The sequence below is a fragment of the Leuconostoc sp. JNUCC 76 genome (assembly GCF_053667755.1).
This window is the reverse complement of sequence record NZ_CM132206.1, coordinates 1,733,972-1,752,901: the sequence shown is the minus strand read 5'-3', so window position 1 is coordinate 1,752,901 and position 18,930 is coordinate 1,733,972. Positions and strand designations below refer to the sequence as shown.

27 protein-coding genes are annotated in these 18,930 nt (G+C 36.4%); 21 read left to right on the top strand and 6 right to left on the bottom strand.

Translation table 11 applies throughout. From position 1 onward, the window contains the following. Positions 1-46: 46 nt before the first annotated feature. The 9 genes from JNUCC76_RS08825 (at position 47) to JNUCC76_RS08785 (ending at position 8,344) form a co-directional block, all read left to right on the top strand. Positions 47-709 (top strand): 2,3-bisphosphoglycerate-dependent phosphoglycerate mutase, encoded by a 663-nt coding sequence (locus JNUCC76_RS08825; protein WP_454154140.1) that lies wholly within the window; start codon positions 47-49, stop codon positions 707-709. Further along, on the top strand, positions 706-1,773 hold the full coding sequence (pepA, locus tag JNUCC76_RS08820) for a glutamyl aminopeptidase (protein ID WP_454154138.1): 1,068 nt from the start codon (positions 706-708) through the stop codon (positions 1,771-1,773). Before JNUCC76_RS08825 ends, pepA begins: the two co-directional genes overlap by 4 nt. Next, positions 1,773-2,945, top strand: coding sequence for an FtsW/RodA/SpoVE family cell cycle protein (locus JNUCC76_RS08815; protein ID WP_454154136.1), 1,173 nt, complete (start codon positions 1,773-1,775; stop codon positions 2,943-2,945). Before pepA ends, JNUCC76_RS08815 begins: the two co-directional genes overlap by 1 nt. Beyond that, positions 2,942-3,232 (top strand): YlbG family protein, encoded by a 291-nt coding sequence (locus JNUCC76_RS08810; RefSeq protein ID WP_072614053.1) that lies wholly within the window; start codon positions 2,942-2,944, stop codon positions 3,230-3,232. Before JNUCC76_RS08815 ends, JNUCC76_RS08810 begins: the two co-directional genes overlap by 4 nt. A gap of 21 nt (positions 3,233-3,253) precedes the next feature. Next, the gene (gene rsmD / locus JNUCC76_RS08805; RefSeq protein WP_454154134.1) at positions 3,254-3,808 is read left to right on the top strand and encodes a 16S rRNA (guanine(966)-N(2))-methyltransferase RsmD; all 555 of its coding nucleotides are present in this window, start codon (positions 3,254-3,256) and stop codon (positions 3,806-3,808) included. Positions 3,809-3,811: 3 nt separating this feature from the next. Then, complete coding sequence (coaD, locus tag JNUCC76_RS08800) at positions 3,812-4,300, top strand: pantetheine-phosphate adenylyltransferase (protein ID WP_454154132.1); 489 nt, start codon at positions 3,812-3,814, stop codon at positions 4,298-4,300. Next, the gene (locus JNUCC76_RS08795; protein WP_454154130.1) at positions 4,284-5,375 is read left to right on the top strand and encodes a SepM family pheromone-processing serine protease; all 1,092 of its coding nucleotides are present in this window, start codon (positions 4,284-4,286) and stop codon (positions 5,373-5,375) included. The genes coaD and JNUCC76_RS08795 overlap by 17 nt, the downstream gene beginning before the upstream one ends. A 64-nt stretch (positions 5,376-5,439) precedes the next feature. Further along, positions 5,440-6,075, top strand: a complete 636-nt coding sequence (locus JNUCC76_RS08790) for a helix-hairpin-helix domain-containing protein (protein WP_454154128.1) — start codon at positions 5,440-5,442, stop codon at positions 6,073-6,075. Between the two features lies 1 nt (position 6,076). Then, positions 6,077-8,344 carry a DNA internalization-related competence protein ComEC/Rec2 gene (locus JNUCC76_RS08785; RefSeq protein WP_454154127.1) on the top strand — a complete coding sequence of 756 codons (2,268 nt, stop codon included), beginning with the start codon at positions 6,077-6,079 and terminating at the stop codon, positions 8,342-8,344. A gap of 55 nt (positions 8,345-8,399) precedes the next feature. Here JNUCC76_RS08785 and JNUCC76_RS08780 read toward each other — a convergent pair whose 3' ends face one another. The 4 genes from JNUCC76_RS08780 to JNUCC76_RS08765 all read right to left on the bottom strand — a co-directional run bounded on the left by JNUCC76_RS08780 (position 8,400) and on the right by JNUCC76_RS08765 (position 11,017). After that, on the bottom strand, positions 8,400-9,533 hold the full coding sequence (locus tag JNUCC76_RS08780) for a tyrosine-type recombinase/integrase (RefSeq protein WP_454154125.1): 1,134 nt from the start codon (positions 9,531-9,533) through the stop codon (positions 8,400-8,402). A 110-nt stretch (positions 9,534-9,643) separates the two neighbouring features. Then, the gene (locus JNUCC76_RS08775; protein ID WP_454154123.1) at positions 9,644-10,156 is read right to left on the bottom strand and encodes an Ltp family lipoprotein; all 513 of its coding nucleotides are present in this window, start codon (positions 10,154-10,156) and stop codon (positions 9,644-9,646) included. Positions 10,157-10,202: 46 nt separating this feature from the next. After that, the gene (locus JNUCC76_RS08770) at positions 10,203-10,622 is read right to left on the bottom strand and encodes a M78 family metallopeptidase domain-containing protein (RefSeq protein ID WP_454154121.1); all 420 of its coding nucleotides are present in this window, start codon (positions 10,620-10,622) and stop codon (positions 10,203-10,205) included. Next, positions 10,619-11,017: a hypothetical protein gene (locus JNUCC76_RS08765; RefSeq protein ID WP_248574645.1), complete on the bottom strand. Its 399-nt coding sequence runs from the start codon at positions 11,015-11,017 to the stop codon at positions 10,619-10,621. Before JNUCC76_RS08765 ends, JNUCC76_RS08770 begins: the two co-directional genes overlap by 4 nt. 140 nt (positions 11,018-11,157) lie before the next feature. Here JNUCC76_RS08765 and JNUCC76_RS08760 point away from each other — a divergent pair, with 140 nt between their 5' ends. The 4 genes from JNUCC76_RS08760 to JNUCC76_RS08745 all read left to right on the top strand — a co-directional run bounded on the left by JNUCC76_RS08760 (position 11,158) and on the right by JNUCC76_RS08745 (position 12,101). Beyond that, positions 11,158-11,388 carry a helix-turn-helix transcriptional regulator gene (locus JNUCC76_RS08760; protein WP_248574644.1) on the top strand — a complete coding sequence of 77 codons (231 nt, stop codon included), beginning with the start codon at positions 11,158-11,160 and terminating at the stop codon, positions 11,386-11,388. A gap of 77 nt (positions 11,389-11,465) precedes the next feature. Beyond that, positions 11,466-11,747 carry a hypothetical protein gene (locus JNUCC76_RS08755; RefSeq protein WP_454154118.1) on the top strand — a complete coding sequence of 94 codons (282 nt, stop codon included), beginning with the start codon at positions 11,466-11,468 and terminating at the stop codon, positions 11,745-11,747. 16 nt (positions 11,748-11,763) lie between these two features. After that, positions 11,764-11,928 carry a hypothetical protein gene (locus JNUCC76_RS08750; protein WP_454154116.1) on the top strand — a complete coding sequence of 55 codons (165 nt, stop codon included), beginning with the start codon at positions 11,764-11,766 and terminating at the stop codon, positions 11,926-11,928. 11 nt (positions 11,929-11,939) lie between these two features. Then, positions 11,940-12,101: a hypothetical protein gene (locus tag JNUCC76_RS08745; RefSeq protein ID WP_454154114.1), complete on the top strand. Its 162-nt coding sequence runs from the start codon at positions 11,940-11,942 to the stop codon at positions 12,099-12,101. Here the strand turns inward: JNUCC76_RS08745 and JNUCC76_RS08740 are convergent. Beyond that, the gene (locus JNUCC76_RS08740; RefSeq protein WP_454154112.1) at positions 12,082-12,525 is read right to left on the bottom strand and encodes a hypothetical protein; all 444 of its coding nucleotides are present in this window, start codon (positions 12,523-12,525) and stop codon (positions 12,082-12,084) included. The two genes, JNUCC76_RS08745 and JNUCC76_RS08740, sit on opposite strands and share 20 nt — an antisense overlap. Positions 12,526-12,631: 106 nt before the next feature. On the opposite strand from JNUCC76_RS08740, the gene JNUCC76_RS08735 reads away from it, so the two are divergent. After that, entirely contained in the window at positions 12,632-12,841 is a 210-nt protein-coding gene (locus JNUCC76_RS08735; RefSeq protein WP_454154110.1) for a helix-turn-helix domain-containing protein, read from the top strand. Positions 12,842-12,896: 55 nt separating this feature from the next. Here the strand turns inward: JNUCC76_RS08735 and JNUCC76_RS08730 are convergent, their stop codons facing one another. After that, entirely contained in the window at positions 12,897-13,097 is a 201-nt protein-coding gene (locus JNUCC76_RS08730; RefSeq protein WP_454154108.1) for a hypothetical protein, read from the bottom strand. 180 nt (positions 13,098-13,277) lie between these two features. Here JNUCC76_RS08730 and JNUCC76_RS08725 point away from each other — a divergent pair, with 180 nt between their 5' ends. The 7 genes from JNUCC76_RS08725 (at position 13,278) to JNUCC76_RS08695 (ending at position 18,926) form a co-directional block, all read left to right on the top strand. Next, positions 13,278-14,210, top strand: coding sequence for a DUF1351 domain-containing protein (locus JNUCC76_RS08725; protein WP_454154106.1), 933 nt, complete (start codon positions 13,278-13,280; stop codon positions 14,208-14,210). Then, positions 14,207-14,869: an AAA family ATPase gene (locus tag JNUCC76_RS08720; RefSeq protein ID WP_454154104.1), complete on the top strand. Its 663-nt coding sequence runs from the start codon at positions 14,207-14,209 to the stop codon at positions 14,867-14,869. Before JNUCC76_RS08725 ends, JNUCC76_RS08720 begins: the two co-directional genes overlap by 4 nt. Then, positions 14,870-15,586, top strand: coding sequence for a DUF669 domain-containing protein (locus JNUCC76_RS08715; RefSeq protein ID WP_454154102.1), 717 nt, complete (start codon positions 14,870-14,872; stop codon positions 15,584-15,586). A gap of 61 nt (positions 15,587-15,647) precedes the next feature. Continuing rightward, entirely contained in the window at positions 15,648-16,739 is a 1,092-nt protein-coding gene (locus JNUCC76_RS08710) for a helix-turn-helix domain-containing protein (RefSeq protein ID WP_454154100.1), read from the top strand. Positions 16,740-16,741: 2 nt separating this feature from the next. Beyond that, a complete protein-coding gene (locus JNUCC76_RS08705) occupies positions 16,742-18,070 on the top strand; it encodes a replicative DNA helicase (protein ID WP_454154099.1) in 1,329 nt (442 codons plus the stop codon). A gap of 2 nt (positions 18,071-18,072) precedes the next feature. Further along, positions 18,073-18,243, top strand: coding sequence for a hypothetical protein (locus tag JNUCC76_RS08700; RefSeq protein ID WP_248574638.1), 171 nt, complete (start codon positions 18,073-18,075; stop codon positions 18,241-18,243). 2 nt (positions 18,244-18,245) lie between these two features. Then, positions 18,246-18,926 carry a putative HNHc nuclease gene (locus JNUCC76_RS08695; RefSeq protein ID WP_454154097.1) on the top strand — a complete coding sequence of 227 codons (681 nt, stop codon included), beginning with the start codon at positions 18,246-18,248 and terminating at the stop codon, positions 18,924-18,926. Positions 18,927-18,930: the final 4 nt, after the last annotated feature.

Genomic DNA, 18,930 nt, shown 5'->3' with positions numbered 1-18,930 from the left:
GATTGAAACGATATAATAGGAAGAGTATAAAAAAAAGGAGTTGTATATGGCTGCTAAACTTGTGTTAGTTCGCCACGGAGAGTCAACAGCAAACCGTGACAATGAATTTACCGGATGGACTGACGTTCCACTGACCTTAAAAGGGGTTAGACAAGCAAACCGTGTTGGTGAAGTTTTGAAGCGACATGGTTTGCAATTCGATGTATCATTCACTTCTTTTTTAAAGCGCGCAATAATAACTGACAATATTATATTAGAAGAAATTGAGCAGTTGTGGTTGCCACTTCATAAGGCATGGCAACTCAATGAACGGCATTATGGTGCATTACGTGGTTTGAACAAAGATTATGCTCGTCAACAATATGGTGCAAATAAAGTTGCCTTATGGCGACGCAGTTATACGGCTACGCCACCACTATTAGAACACGTTATTCCCGATAGACGCTACCCAGAAGGTTTAGAACCACGTGGTGAGAGCTTGAAAATGGCCAGCGATCGGCTTGTTCCTTATTGGCATTCAAAAATCTTACCTCAAATCCAGCAGGGTAAAAATGTCTTAATTGTCGCACATGGTAGCTCCTTACGTGCTTTAGTCAAATATATAGAACATATTAGCGATGAAGACATAGACGGTCTTGAGATTGACAATGGCGAACCAATTTTGTACGAGTATGAAGAAGGATTTAGTGAGAGGATTTATTTAGAATGAATGATAGAACATGGGCTCGTGTGAAAAAGTATACGGAACTACAAGGCACTTCTGGCCAAGAACATGCTATTCGTCAATCTTTCCGTTCTGATTTGGAACCATTGGTTGATACAATCCACCAAGAGGGACTTGGTGGTGTTTACGGTGTTAAAGAGGGACCAGGTCCACGTGTAATGTTTGCAGCGCATATGGATGAAGTTGGATTTATTGTGACAGATATTCTACCTAGTGGTGCACTGAAAGTGGCTGCTCTTGGGGGATGGAATCCAGCAGTAATTAGCTCGCAAAGATTTACTTTGTTCACAAGTAAAGGTAATTATCCTATTATTTCAAGTTCTGTGTCACCGCACTTATTACGCGGCAGCGCTCACGGCCCACAGATGCCAACCGTAGAAGATGTTCTATTTGATGGCGGATTTTTGGACAAGGATGAAGCGTGGTCATTTGGTGTCCGTCCTGGGGACTTTGTTGTGCCACAAGTATCAACCGTTATGACAGCGAATAAAAGGCGCGTAATATCTAAATCATGGGATAATCGATTTGGACTTGTGACAATATTAGACGCTTTGGAAGAACTCGAAAATGTTCAAACACCTAATACCTTGATAATGGGTGCCAATGTTCAAGAAGAAGTTGGGTTACGCGGTGCACATGGCGCCGTTAATTTACTGAAACCAGATATCTTTTTCGCAGTTGATTCTAGTGCTGCAGATGATACTTCAGGACAAATTGGACACCAAGGAATCCTAGATCAAGGAACGTTATTACGTGTTTTTGATCCAACTGTTGTTATGCCACTGCGCTTAAAAGAATTTTTGTTATCTGTGGCTGAAGATAACCATATCCCTTATCAGTACTTTGTTTCCAAGGGTGGAACTGATGCAGCAGCAGCTCAAACTGAGTTAACAGGTGTGCCAGCCGTTGCATTAGGTGTTGCTTCTCGTTACATCCACACCCACCAAACAGTTTGGTCAATTAAGGATTTTGAGGCATCTAAAGCATTTGTTGTGGCCATTGCCAAAAATTTGGATGATACAAATCTTAAAACTATTATGGGCGATTAATGTTTAAAAAAATCAGAAAATTAGATTATTGGATTGCGGTACCATTTGCTATACTCAGTTCGTTGGGTGTGGTAATGGTTTTTTCTGCGAGCTTAACGAATTCAGCAATGCTGAACTTTTACAAACAACTTCTTTTTGTTTTCATTGGTTGGATTGGTGCGTTTACTTTATTTCATTTTAATATTAACAATTGGCGCAATGAAAAATGGATAAAGGTGATGATGTTTGGTACAATTGGACTTTTGATTATTGCCAGAATAATGCCAGCAGTTAATGGTGCTCACGGTTGGATTCCTTTGGGAATTATTACTTTGCAGCCGGCTGAGTTTTTAAAATTAGTTTTGATATTATACTTTGCTGACTTTTTTGCTAAACATCCATGGCAACCACACGTTAAATTATTACAACAGCCAATTGGCCAACTCAATGCTTGGCTTTTACCTTTTTCATCTCTATTTTTGCTATTTATTATGCCAGATAACGGTAATATGATTATTGCTGCCCTCATTATGCTAACCATTGTACTTGCAGCTGGGGTGTCTAAAAAAGTTACCGTTACCTGGTTTGCTATTGCTGGCATTGGCTTTGGACTTTTACAGCCAATCATTAATTTGATTGATAAAGTATTTCATCTGACTGGTAGTACGCATTATGGTATTTTAAGATTAATTAATTTTGTTAATCCTTGGGCTGACCCAGATCAAAGTCGTCAATTACTATACGGTTATTACGCCATAGCTCATGGTGGCATGTTCGGTGTCGGTTTAGGAAATTCTCTCATAAAACCCTATCTACCTGAATCAAATACGGATTTTATTATGGCAGTAATGACAGAGGAACTAGGAGCAGTAGTGACCGTAATTGTGTTAATTTTACTATTAATAATCATTACACGACTTATTATTTTGGGTATTAGACAAAAACGGCAATACCAACGATTAGTCATGTATGGTGTAGCTACCTTATTATTTATCCAAGCCTTTGTTAATTTAGGTGGTGTTATTGGTGTGTTACCAATAACGGGTGTTGTTTTTCCATTTATTTCTGGTGGTGGATCATCATATATAGCCTTTAGTGCTGCCATTGGCCTAACGTTGAATATTGCTGCGCAACAGAAGAAAAAAACAGTCATTCATCCAAATGATACAGTAGCTAGAAAGGATTATCGATGACATTTCAAATACAACCACGCCGTGCAATTTACATATATATCAATAATATAAGGCATGTACAACAGCTTAAGAAGTTTGGTCAAATCACTTACATATCTCGCAAGATGATGTTTGTGGGTTTATATGTGAATGATGAAAATGTTGAACAATTAGTTGAAAAAATTAAGCAATACAAGTTTGTAAAAAAAGTCGTCATGTCGCCACGTCCGGAAATTAATCCTGATTTAGACAATTTGCATGATGATATTTTCTTTGAAAATTATGACGAAGGAGGAAATACAAACTAAGGGTTTGTATATCGTATAATCATGCGGGTAGTATCAGGAAGATTTCGAGGAACACGCCTTGAAGCAGTAAATGGCGACAAAACACGTCCGACGACGGATAAAGTGAAAGAAGCAATGTTTAGTATGTTAATGCCGTATTTAGACGGCGGGGATGCACTTGATCTATATGCAGGTACAGGAGGGTTAAGCATTGAAGCTGTTTCAAGAGGCATGACGCACGCTACGTTAGTAGATCGCCAATTCCAAGCAATTAAGGTCATTCAAGAAAATATTGAGAAGACACATCATGCTGATGAGTTTACAGTTCTAAAGTCGCCAGCGAAACAAGCTTTGCTTAATTTTGTAGCTAATTCCAAAAAATTTAATTTGATTTTTTTGGATCCACCATATGCTAAAGAAACCATTGCTGCAGATATGGCGTTTATGGCAGAGAATAGTTTATTAGACTCGGGTGCCATTATATTGGCTGAAAGCAACGATGAGGCAAATTTACCAAATAAAAGTGATGATTTCTCAATCATTCAACAGAAACATTATGGTATAACCGTAGTGACTATATATCAATATGAGGGTTAAATTATGAGTATAGCAGTATTTCCTGGCAGTTTTGATCCGTTAACCAACGGTCATTTAGACATTATTAAACGTGCTAGCGGTATATTTGAAAAAGTAATCGTAGGTGTTGGTAATAATACAAGCAAAGCAGCGTTGTTTACACCAAAAGAAAAAATGGTTCTGATTAGTAATGTGGTTCAAGATTTACCAAATGTTGAGGTGGCAATCATGAAGGGACTAACAGTTCAATTCATGAACGAGGTTGGTGCTAAGTATATTGTTCGAGGGCTTCGAAATGGTAAAGATTTCGAGTATGAACGTGATATTGCCGGAATGAACAGTGCTCTGGCAGATGTTGAGACCGTTTTACTACTAGCAAAACCGGAAAATCAAAATATTTCTAGTTCCATGGTCAAAGAAATTGGTAGCATGGGTGCTAATAATATGATAAAATTTGTCCCAAAGACCATTGTTGAAGCACTAAAGGAGAGGCTAAATGCGCAAAAAAAGTAAAATAATTCTTGCCATTGTATCTCTTTTGGTGATAACTGGAATCGTAGCTGGTGTTTGGCCATTGAGTGGATACATTGAGTCCCCCGGTGAAGCCGATGATTTATCGAAATTTGTTAAAATTGACGGTAAAAAAGACACTTCTAAAGGCCAGTATAGAATCACATCTGTTTATTTATCACAAGCCAATGGATTTAAATATTTAGAAACTAAAATTAATCCTCATTTGTCATATGCAACAGCGGAGGATGTTACAGGCGGTCAAAGTTCTGCTACTTTTAGTAAGGTTCAAGATTTTTATATGCAAAGTGCAATCGCCAATGCTGAGCAGGTTGCATTTAAAAAAGCTAATAAGCCTATTACGACAAAGTATCGTGGTATCTACGTATTGAGTGTCTCTTCTAAATCTCATTTCAAAAAGAGTATCAAGGTAGGGGACACAATTACTGCAATCGACGGTCATCACTACGAGAACTCAGATAACTTTATTAAGTATTTAGCCAATAAATCCAAGGGAACCAAGGTCACTGTTGACTACACTCGTGATGGTAAAAAAGGTCAAGCAACTGGTGATACAATTAAGCTTGCTGGTACCAAAACGACGGAATATCCAAATGGACGTGCTGGAATAGGTATCGTACTGACGGATAATGTGGCTGTTACAACGACGCCAAAAGTTAGCGTCAATGCTGGTCAAATTGGTGGACCTTCTGGTGGCTTAATGTTTACCATACAGATTTATGATCAATTGACTGGTGATTTATTAGCTAAAGGACGTAATATTTCTGGCACTGGTACAATGAGTGCTGATGGCTATGTGGGTGAAATTGGTGGTATTGATAAAAAGATTATGGCTGCTAAGGCAGCCGGATCAACAGTATTCTTTGCCCCATATGTAAAGCCAAGCAAAGAGTTACTAAAGTATGAAGAGCAACATAAAACTAACTATATGCTAGCTCGAGACACAGCTAAAAAATATGCACCTAAATTAAAGGTTATTCCTGTGCAAACATTTGATGATGTAATCAATTATTTGCAAACAGGGAAAGTAATTAAGACAACTGACAGTGTGAAATAAAGCTTATCTGCTATGGTAAGCTTTTTTATTTTGAAATTCGTACTATGGAAGTAGAGGAATTGAAATGTCAGATGTGTTAGAAATTGTAAAAGAAAAATACTATGAGTATAAAATTTGGATATTCATCATTTTATTTATTTTTGCTGCTATTATTTATTGTGCATATTCTCATCAGACCAAAGAAGTACAGCAGACATCATTGTCTTCTTCAATAGCCAGTACAAGTGTTGTAAAGAAATCTGAATCCGGCGACAAAGATAGATCAATCGTAATGGTTGATGTTAAGGGAGCTGTAAAAAATCCTGGAGTTTACAAAATTACTAGTTTTGCACGTGTACAAACAGCCATTACACAGGCTGGTGGAACCCTAGAAGAAGCAGATATGCAGCAAGTTAATTTAGCCCAAAAATTGACCGATGGACAAATTGTGTATGTACCGATGAGAGGAGAGACATCTTCTGCTCCTGTAAACAACGGTAGTACGTCATCAATGACTACGACAGATAATGAAGTTATTAATTTGAATACTGCTACGGTAGTGGAATTACAAAAATTAGATGGAATTGGTGTCAAGAAAGCGGAGCAAATCATTGCATATCGTGAAGAACATGGTGAATTTAAATCTATTGAGGAAATTAAACAGGTTTCCGGTATCGGTGAAAAAAGATTTGAAGCTTTGAAAGATAAAGTGACTGTTTAATATGGCGCGGGTTTTAATGTTTGCTAGTTTGTTGATAGCAAGTTTAACTGGCATTATCTATTATTCATGTGCAATTACTTGGTTCCTTTTTACTTTTATGGTCGTACTGTGTTTTTGGCAACGTGAAATTGATCTTTTGTTCAAAATTTTACTGTTGACACTACCTTTTATGGTTTATTTTATTTATAATTCGCATTGTTTACAGCAACAAATCAATCAAAAAAATGATAAGCAACATCATGTAGCAGGTATCATTTTTCCAGATGATATTCAAATTGATGGAGCAAATCTCAAGGCCACAGCTCAGTTAGATAACCATGAGAAAGTCAAATTGTATTGGATCTTTCCAGATGAAAAGATAAAAAACATCTGGCTTGAAAACAATAAAGTCATTTTTTTTCAAGCAGAAACTGAATTCACGCGTATACCTGAGCCAACTAATTTCAATCAATTTAACTCTCAAAAATTTTATTTAACAAAGTCAATCACGCATCAAATCAATATCAAATCATGGTATACGAAGGTAGCCAAACCGTCCACCTTACTACAAAAAATTAGATATCAACTCCATGAATGGCATAGTGTCGGTATCCATAATGCTGAGCGGCTTCCTTCTCCGCTTAGTGCATATGCAGAGGCTTTAATTCTTGGAACTACACCTCAGTCCTTATATGAAGATAATCCAGGAGTGCAAACGTTAGGGTTAATTCACTTATTCAGCGTGTCAGGATTTCACGTGACTTTTTTGATGACAATGCTGATGCAAATATCAAGAAGAATCTGGTTACCAAAAGAATATACTATATTGGTATTGAGTATCATACTGATTGCATATTTTATATTTGCAGGTGAACCCGATGTATTAATTCGTTCTATTGTTTCAGGAGAATTAATATTGTTAAAGGATTTAACAAATAAGAAGATAGAAGCACAGATTATCTGGGCGTTAAGCTTGTTGTTTAGTTTAGCTATTGTGCCACAAATTTTATTGACGTTAGGAGGACAACTGTCATTTGCCTTAACCTTTTGCTTGACATTTTCACAGAGACTAACATTTTGGCAAACTAATCTTTTGATGAGCTTAGTTAGTTTTCCGCTTATTATTCAACAACAATATACATGGCACGTTCTGCAAACGTTGATCAATTTTGCTGCAATTCCTATTTTTGGTACGGTAATTGTTCCTTTGGTTATGGTAGGTTTTTTTGGTCAATATATTCCATTTTTGACATATATAACCAATCTAGTCATCCGGTATTTTGCTTATATGGTAGATTTTTGTGCAACGTTACCAGGAAATTTTGTGGTTGGTAAAATGCCTAACGCACTAGCTGTAGTGCTTTTGTTTTTGTCTTTATGTATGTTTGCGCGTGAACTCAAGATAAAGCATGTCGCGAGAATATCGTGGATAGTTTCCTTTGGTGTAGCCATGATTTGCATACATTTCCCATATCATGGTGAATTTGCAACTTTTGATATAGGCCAAGGGGATGCAGCGGTTATTCGTGAACCGTACAACAAAACAATTACGTTAATAGATACTGGAGGAAAAGTAACGTTTGGCGAACAGCCAGCGTGGCAAAAACAGAAGTACGTCCGTACTAATGGCGAAACGGTAATTGTTAATTATTTACATAGCCGGGGGATTAGTAAGATTGACAACTTGGTCTTATCACATCATGATCAAGACCATATCGGTAATGCTAAAGTCATATTAACAAAAATGAATGTTAAAAATGTTATTATTCCAGCTGGTATGATGCAGCAATCGTCGTTTAAAAGCGAAATTAAACCATACCTTAGATCAGCAAAAGTAACAGAAGTTACCAATAATATTCAAGTATCAAAACTACCACTTCAAATAGTTCACCCGTTTAAAAGTGGTCAAGCAAAAAATGAGGATTGTATCGCGTTATTTGCCCATATTGGTGGGAAAAATATTTTCACTGCTGGTGATTTAGACCAATCAGGAGAAAAACAGATTGCAAATTTCTTTCCAGATATGCATGTTGACATCTTAAAGTTTGGTCACCATGGTTCAAAAACATCGACAAATCCTGAAGTTATCAACAAATGGCATCCTGAAATTGGCATTATATCTGCCGGACGAAACAATCGCTATAACCATCCAAATAAAGAAACACTTGAAACAGCCCAAAATAATAAAATGACTGTCTTTAGTACACAAATAAATGGTATGATGTGTTATGCTGCAGTTGATATGTACAAAATAAGCCAAAAAGCCTATTTTATGGGGCATAAATATTAAAAAATATACGTATTTTAAATATAAAGTTGGGGAAAAGTCGGGACTTTTTCGGAAGTTAGAACATATTGCTAATCTTGGACATGGCTTGCTTTTTTCCTTCATCAGTTCCATTATTATAAAATAGTGACATGTCTATTTTAGAGTGTCCTAATATATTAGCAATATCTCTAGGATTGAGTCCTTCAATTCCAAAAGCTATAGTTGAGAAAGCGTGACGCATCTTATGTGGCCAAACATGTATACCAGTTTCTTTGCTGATCAATTGAAAAATCTCTGTTAATTTACTATAGCGTATATGTCTTGCTAAGTGATTTACGAAGACAAAGGAATCGGGTGACATTATGATACTGTTTTTTCCATATGTCTCACGAGCTTCGTTTATAGTAAGCTTTAAGTATTTCTCAACTAATGGTGTCATAGGAACCCAACGCTCTGAGGTAGATGTTTTTGGGGATGTAACTTGACCATGCAAATTAAGAACTTCAAATATTCCAATCATGTTGTCTTTTACATATTTAAGTTTTAATCCGCTTATTTCTTCGTGTCTAAGTCCGAGCGTGGTTAAGAGAGCCATTGAGCGTTCTTGATTTTTCAGAAGCGGAGATGACTTAATAAAATCGAATACTTTATTAAACTCCGATCTAGTCATCGATGTATCTCGAGCTGCTGTGCCTGATACTTTAATTTTCTGGATCGGATTTTTTATGATGACATCATTTAACAAGGCATCTGCGAATACAGTAGCTATGGCACTATTAAATGTCTGTACGGTTTTCTTGGAGTAATTTTTCTCAATGGTCATTTTGGTTAACCAACGCTGATAGTCACCACGGTTAACCTTAGCCATTTTTATTTTTCCCCATTGTGGATAGAAAAGTTGTCTAAACAGCGAAGTCTGACGAGCAAATGTTGTGTAACGCCAGGATCCATTTTGAATCTTTTCTTCGCAATATTGCTCAAAATATTCTTGGACAGTGATATTTAATTTAGTAATATTCTTCTGAACATCATTAATGGCCTTGTTTTTACCAAGCTTAGCGGCATCAAAAGAAATAAAACCACTTCTTTCAATACTGTGTCGTTCACCGTTATAGGTCATGGAAAACTTAATACGCCAACGTTTTCCTTTACCAGTTTCATATGATTGTATTTGCGGATCTCTACGTTCTTTTTTATATGTGTACCTCATGAATTTATTTATTACCTTCCTTTTAATTAAACGATAGCAAGGTGTAATTAAGGAAGTAGGGCAGTTTAACGTCGTGACTTTGTGGACTATGTACGCCCGTAAGGGCATTTTTAATCACTCAAATGTTGAACAGCATAATCAGCTTCTTCTTGAGTAAACTTTTCTCCCGAATCAGAAGTTAACTGATCACGTATAGCCTCAGTAGACATATTCATATCTTTCTGATAAGTTTTTGCCTTTGATAATGCATTGGCGTTGTAATCTGCTTTTAGATTGTCAATAGCGTATTGTGCAGCATCAGCAGGGAACTTTTCACCAGATTCTGATGTTAACTGATCATATATTCCCGCTTTAGACATTTTCATAACACTAGAATATGTCTTTGCTTTGGCCAAAGCAGATGAAAACTCTGTTGACACTTTTGACGAACTAGATGCAGCATTAGTACTGCTTGTTGATTTAGTTGTTGAACTTCCACTAGATGATGTTGATTTATCATTGTTTGACATATTTACAGCAATGATAATTACAATGATAGCAATAAACCATACCCAAAAGCGCTTATAAAGTGGCTTCTTTTGAACATATGTCTTTCCATCATCTCCGACTATCTTTTTACTCATTATTCTCAATCTCCAGGCCTTTTTACGTGTATGCTCAGCACGTGAATCAGTCTATCAGACTTTGTAGTTTAAATTCTCTCTCAACGTGAGAGGTAAGCCATGTGGGAACTTTATAGTATTCCATAAAGCTAAATGGTGAAAATGGTTTTTCAATTTTCATTAGTAAGCGTATAGCATTTTTGTGAGCACAAAGTTCTTCTCCACGTTTAGCGTGTTCCGAGAAACCATAAATTTTGTGTGAATTGCCATCCCCATAAATAATGTGTGATAATTCATGAGCTAATCTAAAACAATAAGATACATTTGTGTTTAAATTAAGATTCATCAGTATTCCTTTAAATTCAACTAGAGATAAATCAGGTGTTGATGAATCTAAATCACTAACATTAGTTACATTAATTTTGTTTTTTTGGGCAAGTTTCAACAGTTCAGTTTTGACTTCGTCTCCAAATGAATCTCTCTTCATTCATTATCGCTCCGGTGCTTTAATTTTAAAAATTCAACATACTCAAGAATTTTCTTTTTATCTTCTTCAGGAATAGGCTTACCATCAAAGGCTAAGAGCAACTCTTCTTCAAAACGTCGATTGGTATCAGAATCTTCTGTTACTTTATCAGCTTCATCATATCCAGCAAGCGTCATTAGTTCATGATAATTTGTTTTAAGAGGGTATGCATCGGCAATTAATTTTAATTTTTCTGGTGTTGGCTTAATAGGTTGTTTAGTTCGTGTGTCACCATTAATTAAAGTATTAAAATAAGAGTGTGAGATATGTCCATGAGTTTTGGCCGACATTTCTCTGTAAGAATCTGTTCCTTTTAATTCTTTAATTTTTATTGCTAGATCATTATTTTCTAACATGCAATTTTCCACCTTTTGTAGTGCGTGTTTTACTTAATGTAAATTATACAATACAAATTGGTTATTTTTATGTAATTCATGCTTTACAATATGTAATTCCTGTGTTATATTATATACATACCAAAAAGAAGGATATACACATGGAAAATAACATATCTAAAATAATTGGATTTTATAATATTACAGTTGTGGATTTATCCAAAAAATCTGGATTATCTCGTTCTACCATTAGTAATATTATTAATGGTGGAAATGCTACTAAGGATACAATGACCAAAATTGCAGATGCAATAGGTCATGGGTTAACAGTTGATGATATTTTTTTTGCTCCGAATGTAATTCTTGTTGTACAGAATGTAAAACGAAACTGACGAGCAGAAAGGAGCTATACCAGAAATTAAAAAACATGATTGATTAAGTATATTCAAAACGATAGCAAGGTGTGAATATGGAAAAAATAAATACAAATGAAGTATTGGATAACGTATCTAAATTATTTCAAGCGCAACTTGAAGAAATTAACAAGTTGCGTGAGCAGAATGAAACATTAGTGTGGAAGAATAATGCAATAGCGGCCAAAGAAACAGGTCTGGGTAGTACTTACTTTGACCGTATAAGGCATAAACTTCCACATATTGATGTTTCGGATGAAGAGTCAGGAACAACATCTGTTGTGTATCCCAAAGCAGCCGTAAAAAAGTGGCTCGATGAACACACAGAATTTTATTGATATAAGGAGATTAATTATGTGGTTCTTACAAGTAATAATGGTGTTCATTATAGCCGCAATAATATTTGTTGGTGGTTTGATTCAAGGAGAGGCGCAAGAGCGCGATCGACAGAAAAGATTACGCCATATTAAACGTATGGGTGGCACAGATGGTAGCAACAAGTATTTGCGGGTTAAATAAGGAGAAAAGAAATGGAAAAAGAAGCAGTAGTGAAATTAGTAATTAAAAATATTGATGATTTTTATGAACTAATTAAAAAGGCTCAAGCACAAAGTGCCGAGCTGTCAGAAACTATTTCAAAAATTCAAGAGTTTATTCCAGAAATAAATCTTTCTAGAACGAAACAAGAGTGAATCTGTCTTCTGGACTAAACAAGAAATTATCTAACGAAATATCAGATTTCATAAAATGCACATCGCTAACCCAATAGTAATTTGGCAGTTCTTGAAATTCGTTAGTAATTTGATAAATCAGATTCATTAACTTATTTCTATCGTTGAGAAGCTGTATCAAACGATCCCGTGAAAATAGTTCATCCGAATATGTAGATAAGTAATTTGTTCTTATGTTAATAACCGAGTTACCGTCAACGTCAAAATCATCATCAATCCAATTAGCAGTGATTAATTCATCATTGTGCATAAAAACTAGTTTTTTAAAGGGAAATTCGATTTTATTGTGTTCGCAGTAATCTTTCAAATTGTTCATAAAAAATTGAACAGTACGTACTTGCTTAAGTGTTAACATCATTTTTCTTTCTGCATCAATTTTGATCATCGTATGCTATTAATTTTGCAAACGTTGGTTCGTATAAATAGTTTTATTAGCAACGCCTGTTCCTATTATTATAACTCAAATGAATAATGTAAAGGGGGGACTAAAAATGACCTTGACTTTGTCTGAAAAAATAAAAGGGAAACTTGATAGTACTGGAAAAACGACTTATTGGTTAGCAAAAAAAACAGGACTGGCTTTTGGAGCGTTGTATCCGATAGTATCTGGAAAAAGAAAGTATCCATCTTTTGAAACAATGGAAAAAATAGCTGATGCACTAGATGTTAGCTTAGATGAATTTAGAACAAACAAAAAATGAATTTCATAGGAAATGAAATTCATCGAATTAGATACGATTATGGATTGTGTGTTGTTTAGAGCTTTTTATGTGAACGAACACTTATAACAGCGTTCACTTCAGGATAAATGTCTGTGTGCACGAGGTTTAATTCTTCCTCAAGCGCATTAGCAGTATTAGCAACATCGACTTGGTTGAACTGTGATAAACAGAATCCTGTTTCACCCTGTTCAACTTTATCCTTAATCATAACGGCAATTTTTTTCTTAAAAGCCATATGAAAACCCCCTTGTTAGTTTACTTAGCTTGGTGAGCTAGTAATTTAACAATACCACTTTCTGAATTTTTAAACAAAAAAAAGCAATCACGAAGGGAAATAAGTGATTGCTCGTAAAACATAAAAATTATTCGAATAAATTTTATAAATTAAGTATATCAAACAGAACAGGAAAAGCAAATGAATGAATTAACTCAACCTCGAGTTGGTTTTAAAGACGGTCAAATACAATTCGAAAATGTTGATCAATTTAAAAAAGACTTTGAGCGAATTATAAAAAGACATAGTAATTTTATAGTAACTGAAGACACAATGAAAGGAGCTAGAGCATCGCGCGCTGATTTACGCAACGCAGCTAAAGAGTCAGTAGCATGGCGGAGCAAGGTTAAAACAGAATTATTGAAGCCGTTTGATGATGTTTCTGAAATTGCGACTGAATACGAAAAAAAAGTAAAAGATGCTGCTGATGAAATTGATAAGGATATTAAAGTTTTTGAAGAAGTAGAAAAACGGAAGCGCAGAGATGGACTAAATGAATTTATTGTACAACGTGCAGATGATTTAGATGTTAATCCTGATATTGAAATTAATGATAAGTGGTTTATCAAGGGGAACTTTAATGGAACAGTTCCTAAGAAAGCGTTTGTGGAAGAACACATTGAACCGCAATTCGACCTTCTTGTTAAAAATAAAGAACAGCGAATTGCTGACACGGTGGCCATTCGCAATTATGCAGAAGGTAAGTCATTTGATCCAGAAGGATACATTCATAATCTTGATTTCAAAAGTTTAGCCGAAATTATGAGTGACATTGATCATGATGTTGTAAAACGTCAAAAACGTGAAGAAGCTGCGAAAGCAGTTGCTGAGATGGAGGCAGAAAAAGGTCTAGAAAATCACATTGACGAAGTCACAGTAGACAATCGGGTAATAGATCAAAGTACTGGTGAGATAGTTAGCGAGGTTCCACAAATATCAGAATCCCCAGAAATTTATTCAAAGAACCAGCAAACTTTTACAAGATTACTTTATGTTACTGGAACTATTGAAGATCTAAATGCGGTGGCCACGTTTCTTAACGCTAATGGTATTGAGTTTAGAGGTGAGTCATGAGAATTTATGAACCAGGTCAAATTATGACAATGGGTAACATGTATTTCATTTATGGTGAAGGTGGAACTGGTAAAACAACTTTGGCCAAACAATTAAAGGGCAATAAATTGTTGCTTAGTTTTGATGGGTCAACAAATGCTTTGGTTGGAACTAACGATGTTCGAGTATTTGCATATGATCACACAGATGCTGCTACTCTGCAAAATCAAGTTTCGCTACATCTTAATGAAGCATTGATGAGTGGAGTGTATAACGCAGTTATTTTAGATAATATGACAGCTTTACAAAATTGGGTTCTCGAGAACATCGATAACGCCAGTAAAGATAATCGTCAAAATTATCAAAAGTTACAGTTATGGTTCCGTGATTTGGGAATGTACTTGAGAGCATCAGGTTTGACTATTTTGGCCACAGCACATCAAATAGACAATGGTTCAACTGGTTTAGTCGGTGGTGGCCGTTATGAAGCGGATATGAACGCCAAAACCTTTAATGCGTTTAGTGGGCCATTTGATGTCGTTGGACGCATATACAAGGAGAATGGACAACGCCTTATTGATTTGGATACAGAGAAGGGCAACCATGCTAAGAACAGAATTGATGATCGTCTGTTAATAAAAGCAAATGAATTAATTGAAGTAAAGAAAGAGGAAAAGTAAATGGCATTTGGATTTGTAGTAGATAGTAATAATGTTTTGGGACAAGTAATTGAAGAGTCAGGGAAATACAACGTACGAGTTTCTGACACATCAACTGTGACAATGTCAAAGACTAATAAGCAAATGGCTGTACTTGACTTTGAAGTTATTGATGGCGATTATGCTGGCGGAAAAATTCGCTTTGACAACGTTGTATGGGATGAAACATCATCTGAAGCTATTGAGCGTTCTAAGAAGAGTTTCAACACAGTATTGGTTGCTGCAGCAGTCCCTGATGGTGTGCAACTAACAGATATTAATCAGTTTGTTAATGGGTTAGTTGGTAAACAAATGAATGTATCTGTTGAATGGGAACAAAATAATAAAGGGCAATACAATTTGGTTGTAAAGTCACACAATAAGTTTGACACAACTGGTAGCAAGCCTAGTGGAGTTAAACGACCAGAAGGAGCTATGTTGCCTAATAAAAGTGCTAGTTCATCGTTTGGTGGTAGCAGTGCTTCATTTGGCTCACAGGCTCCACAAACGACAGCAACGAATAATAATAGCGCTAGCTTTGGTGGTGGGTTTGGTCAGAGTACACCGGCACCACAACAAGGTACGTTTACGCCAAATCAAATGTTCGGTCAAGGTTCACAAACGCCACCAGCTGGACCAGATCCATTTGCTAATAAAGGCCAAGCAATTGAAATTGATGACAAAGACTTACCATTCTAATCAGTTTGTAAACGATATGGCGTAACCATACAAGAGGGTGAGAAGCCCAATGGAGAATATTATGGCACAACATTTTATTGTCATTTATGATGACGTTTTAAAAGACAAAAATATCACCAATCTTCAAAAACTTTTATTTGGTGAACTACTTTCACTAGCAAATGCTAATGGTTATGCTCATCCATCTAATAAATATTTAGCTGAAAAATATGGTGCATCGTTAAGAACAATTGAAGACGGTGTTAAAAATCTCGAGGTAAATGGTTATATAAAACGTCAAACGGAACAGGCTGGAATGAAGAGAATTAGAAAAATCTATATTTCTATTAAACCAGTAAAATCAGAACCACAATTATCCGTGGCTGGGAACCACGAAAATCGACAAAAGGAACCACGGTCAGATGTGGCTGGGAACCACGGAAATGAGGGTTATAATAACCAAGCTATTAATAACCAATTAATAATACCCCCTACCCCCAAAGGGGAAAATAACGGTGAAGGTCAATCTTCGATTTCAAAACAAATCGATTCAGAAATACAAACCGAACCAAAGGGGAGCGAAGCGACACTTTTAGCCACCAGCGAAGCAAAAGAAGAAAAAAAGTTACGCGAGCAAAAAGAAGAAGTAACAGACTTGAATTTGAAAATGCTTTGTTATGCGCGTTTGGCATTTGGAAAATCTGCAATCGAAGTTCCTGATACAAGTAAAGGGATGTTTTCTGGCTTGATTAATCGCAATGTTGATTTTCAAAGTTTTATTGATGTGACAAATTATTTAGCAACCAAATGGACGCCAGAATTTGTGGCAACAAAACCAGTGATTAAATACTTGGTCAATATGTCTAAGTGGGACGAAAGAGAAAACGAAGCACGATCAGCTGGATTTATTAATTCAAAATCTGTTGTGGCTAAACAAGCAGAGAGTCAAGAAGCGCAGAGCAAGAGAAATAAAGAACACGAATTACAGCGTTTGGCCAATGAACGTTATCCAATCATCAAACGTTTGTATATTGAAAAGTACGGACGTGAAAAGATACCACTCCCAACGGTCCACATGCCAGCTTTTGATAATCTAGCAGCATGGGAAAAATTAGTAAATGGCGATGAGACAGCCTTAAAACATCTTCACAAAATTGTTGAAGCAGGTGATTAGAAATGTATGACACACAGATAGAACATCAGTTATTAGGCGCTATTATGGTATCCGATGATATCGGCGGAACTATGGCAGACATTAATGGCCACGTGATAGCAGAAGACTTTTATGATTCACAAGCAAAAGCTATGTTTGAACGGATTAAAGGCTTAATTGATGAAGGAAAACAAGTTAATCCGATGACTGTGGCCACGAAAGAAGTACCAGTGGATTTTGTTGCAGATATTTCTGTCTTAGGGATTACGTCACATATTGCGGTTGGGTTAGCGGACCAAGTAGCCAAACAGTCTGAAACACGTAATCTATATATTACGGCTCAACAAGTCATGAGTTATTTGGCCAACGGTGAAGATGTTGATCTAATTAAAACAAATTTAGTTGAATATCTTTCTGAAGGTCGTCGGGACACCCTAGACACAACCAAACATATCAGTGAGGCTGTGATGCCAACTCTGGAAAATATTGCTGAACAGCGGACTCAGGAAGGCGTTCCAGGAATTACGACAGGCTTCAAAACAATAGACAAAGAAATTGGTGGATTACTTGATGGCTCATTAACAATTGTGGGCGCTCGACCAGCCATGGGGAAGACAGCATTTGCATTAAACATGGCAGAAGGTGCTGCACGTTTGGCTGATAAACCAGTTTTGATAATCTCTCTTGAAATGAGTAACGATATGCTGGTTAAACGAATGTTATCGACACGGAGCCTTGTTGATGCTGAGAAAATACGTGACAGTAAATTAACAGATCAAGAGTTTAGCGATTTAAGTTATAATGCCGAAAAACTTGGCCAATTACCAATTTGGTTTGATGACACACCCATTCAAAGTTTTTCAGACATCCGTAGTCGTGTACTGAAACTGAAACGTCAACAAGGTGAACTCGGCATGGTGCTTATCGATTACCTTGGCTTGGTTGAAACGGGGAATGAAAAGAATAGTAGCCGAGTGAATGAAGTTTCAAAAATTAGTCGTGGACTTAAAGTTTTGAGTAAAGAAATTAAGGCACCCATCGTTGCCTTAGCTCAACTTAATCGTGGCGTGGAACAACGTACCGACAAACGACCAATGCTTTCTGATTTGCGTGATTCAGGTTCAATTGAACAAGATGCCGATAACGTCGCTTTCTTATATCGTGATGATTATTACCGTAATGAGGGCGAAGAAGAAGCAAACGATGACGAAATTTCACAGGTTGAATTTATCGTGGCTAAGAATCGTAATGGTAAGCGTGGTACGGTAACACTTTCCTTCGACAAGAAACATAACCTTATGACTGATTGGCGACCAACGTATCACTCACCTAATACTGATCAAGGATGGTAAACATGTATACAGGAGAAGAAACATTCGCAGAAGCCGATGCAAAATATACAGTGCAATTGATTAGCGAAGTGTCTCGAGAATATTGGACAGGCACACAGGGTGCTGATGTGACTATTGAAAAAATATTAGAAAAAATAAACAAACACAAGGAACGTGTACGAATGGAAGGGTGACTATGCCAAGAGAATACACCGGTGAAGTTATTGCATACGATGGCCAAAATTTAACAATTAATATTGGCCAAACAAATATTGATTGGCAAAAATTGTTACGTTACAACAATGGCCAAGTTCCTAAAGTTGATTTAGTATTCGACGACCAAGAACGACGATCGTTATTACAAAATAAACACATGCATGCGCTCATTGGTGATATTGCTTCTTGGCAAGGTGAGGACCCTGAAGAAGTAAAGCTATGGTTCAAATGGGCCTTTGCCAATGCCTTCGAACTGGAAAACATAAAGACCAGCAGAATGACGATGGAACAGGCTAGTAACTTTATCAGTATATTGATCACTTTTTCAGTAAAGCATGGTGTGCCACTCACAAAGTATCGCCCATTAGAAATGTTAGCTTTAGACGATATATTCAAATATGAATATCAATGCCTGATGAATAAACGGTGTGTCTTATGTGGGGCTAATCCAAGTGACATGCATCACTTAGACACAATCGGTGCTAATGGTGGGAATCGACAGAAAATAAATCACTTGAAATTAAGGGTAGTTCAGTTGTGTCGAGAACATCATCAAATGGCTGGCAATATGGGTGTTGAAACATTTTTAGATCAGTACCATTTGACTGGTATACGAGTGAACAACGAAATTGCTAAAATACATAGCTTAAATATTAAATAATTGG